We start from the raw sequence: 2,596 nt of genomic DNA, 5'->3' as shown, positions 1-2,596 counted from the left end.
CAAAGAATGCTGAGAAAAAGTTAATTGATTTATTGGAGTATTTAGAATTTAAATGGTCTGCGAAAGTTAGAGATAAATTCTTTCAAAACTTGACAAATCGGTTAATTTGATTCAAAAAGAACCAGAAATGTTCCCAAAATCTCAAATTAACAATAACCAGCACAGATGTGTTTTATCAAAGCAAACCACAATTTATTATAAATATAATTCAAAGCAAGTTAGAGTTTTAGCTGTTTTCGACACCAGACAAAACCCAACAAAAATTAACAAAATAAAATAAGTTCAAGCGATATATGAAAGGACCTTTATTTTACTCAAAAATATTACTCTTTGGAGAATACGGAATCATTCGTGACTCGAAGGGATTATCTATTCCATACAATTTTTACAATGGCGCACTGAAGAGAGACGAAAACCCATCTGAAGAAGCCATCAAATCCAACGGTAACTTGAAACGTTTTGTGTCGCATTTAGAAACTTTACAACGCGAACAACCAGAGTTAGTAACTTTCGATTTGGCAACGCTTAAGAGCGATGTTGAAACGGGAATGTACTTCGATTCTAGTATTCCTCAGGGTTACGGTGTTGGAAGTAGTGGTGCTTTGGTGGCAGCTATTTATGATAAATATGCGCACCATAAAATTACAGTATTAGAGAATTTAACTCGCGAAAAGCTGCTAGAACTTAAAAATATTTTTTCTCAAATGGAATCGTTTTTCCACGGAAAAAGTTCCGGTTTAGATCCTTTGAACAGCTATTTGAGTATTCCTATTTTAATCAATTCTAAAGATAATATCGAAGCTACAGGAATTCCAACCCAAAGTTTGGAAGGAACTGGTGCAGTGTTTTTGATCGATTCAGGAATTGTGGGCGAAACAGCGCCAATGGTCAATATTTTTATGGAAAAATTGAAAGATCAAGGATTCCGAAAAATGTTGAAATCACAATTCATCAAACATACCGATGCTTGTGTCGAAAATTTCTTGGGAGGCGATATGAAATCATTATTTGCTAACACCAAAAAATTATCAAAAGTCGTTCTCAATAATTTTAAACCGATGATTCCTGAACAATTTCACGGAATTTGGCAAAACGGAATCGAATCGAATGATTATTATCTGAAATTATGTGGTTCTGGTGGCGGCGGTTACATTCTTGGATTTACACAAGATTTAGAAAAAGCAAGAATTTCACTCAAAGATTATAAGCTCGAAGTAGTTTATCAATTCTAATAAATGCTTAGCCGAAAGAACAAAATAATCGTGATGAAATTCATCAGCTTGTTTTCTGTGGTTAGAGGCTACAACATTCCGATAATAGTTATTGCGCAATATCTATCGGCTATTTTTATTCTCGCACCCGAAAAAAGAGCGTTAGCTATTCTGCTCGATTTCGATTTATTTATCATTGTTTTAGCTTCATCATTGGCCATTGCATCGGGTTATATTATCAATAACTTTTACGATAGCAAAAAAGATTTAATCAATCGACCCACTAAGTCAATGCTCGATCGCTTGGTCAGCCAAAAAACGAAGCTCAACGTTTATTTTACGCTTAATTTCATCGTAGTTTTTCTAGCTATTTTTGTTTCTTGGCGCGCCTTTTTATATTTTTCGGTATATATTTTCTTGATTTGGTATTATTCGCATCGAATAAAAAAGCAACTATTTCTTGGGAATTTAATGTCTGCATTTCTATCGGTATTGCCTTTTTTTGCCGTGTTTTTATATTACAAAAATCTGTATGAAGTCATCTTGGGACACGCCGTTTTCTTGTTTTTATTGCTTTTGATTCGGGAATTGGTCAAAGATTTAGAAAACATAAAAGGTGATCTGGCTAACGATTATAGAACCATTCCCATTGTTTATGGCGAAGAAGTTTCTAAGAAAATAATAACTATGTTATCTATCTGCACCATCATTCCAGTATACATATTAATCGAAGTTTTCGATGTGGGTTATATGGATATCTACTTTTATACCTGCCTAATTATCCTGATTTTTTTCCAGCTTTCCTTATGGAAATCAAACACTAAGGAGCAATATCTTTTACTTCATAATGTTCTGAAACTCCTAATCGTAGCAGGCGTTTTTAGTATTATCCTCATCAATCCCAGCGTGTTGTGGCACGGAAAAAAATTATTGCAATCTATTTGAATTTTTAGAAGCTATTCCTGCTGTTCGCTATATCTTTTTCTTTTTAAAGTTAAAAGAAAAAGGATGCCGTTTCCATCAGGGCTAGACAGACCTAATCCAAAAACAATCAACTAATAAGCAATAAAAAACTATCTTTGCATAAAATTTTATAAGGTTATGAATAACAAGGAAGGCAATAACAACAAAAGTGGTGGTAGAGCAAATAGCTCAAGACCCAACTCAAACAAGCCAAAGCCGGCAATGGCGAAGCGCGCTCAAGGGCCTAAAAAAGTAAAACCATCTGTAAAAATAGCTGAGGAAGAGGCTGCTAAAAACGCAAAAAAACCGAACCAAGCACCAAAACGACCAAAAGTAAAAGACGAAATTCGTTTGAACAAATACATTTCCAATTCTGGAGTGTGTTCGCGTCGTGATGCCGATATTTACATTCAATCTGGAAA

The 2,596-nt window shown here is 34.4% G+C and carries 2 protein-coding genes and 1 pseudogene; all 3 read left to right on the top strand.

Annotated elements, in window-relative coordinates:
• The first annotated feature begins 293 nt into the window (after nucleotides 1-293).
• On the top strand, nucleotides 294-1,232 hold the full coding sequence (locus ACIQ1E_RS14170) for a mevalonate kinase (protein ID WP_396172026.1): 939 nt from the start codon (nucleotides 294-296) through the stop codon (nucleotides 1,230-1,232).
• A gap of 3 nt (nucleotides 1,233-1,235) precedes the next feature.
• The gene (locus ACIQ1E_RS14165; RefSeq protein WP_396172024.1) at nucleotides 1,236-2,156 is read left to right on the top strand and encodes a geranylgeranylglycerol-phosphate geranylgeranyltransferase; all 921 of its coding nucleotides are present in this window, start codon (nucleotides 1,236-1,238) and stop codon (nucleotides 2,154-2,156) included.
• A gap of 156 nt (nucleotides 2,157-2,312) precedes the next feature.
• Nucleotides 2,313-2,596: pseudogene (locus tag ACIQ1E_RS14160) on the top strand (rRNA pseudouridine synthase); the annotation flags it as partial.

Origin of the sequence: Flavobacterium sp., assembly GCF_044348915.1 — a bacterium.
Lineage (GTDB): Bacteria > Bacteroidota > Bacteroidia > Flavobacteriales > Flavobacteriaceae > Flavobacterium.
The sequence above is the reverse complement of the archived record's forward strand: the minus strand, read 5'-3'. Positions and strand labels throughout refer to the sequence as shown.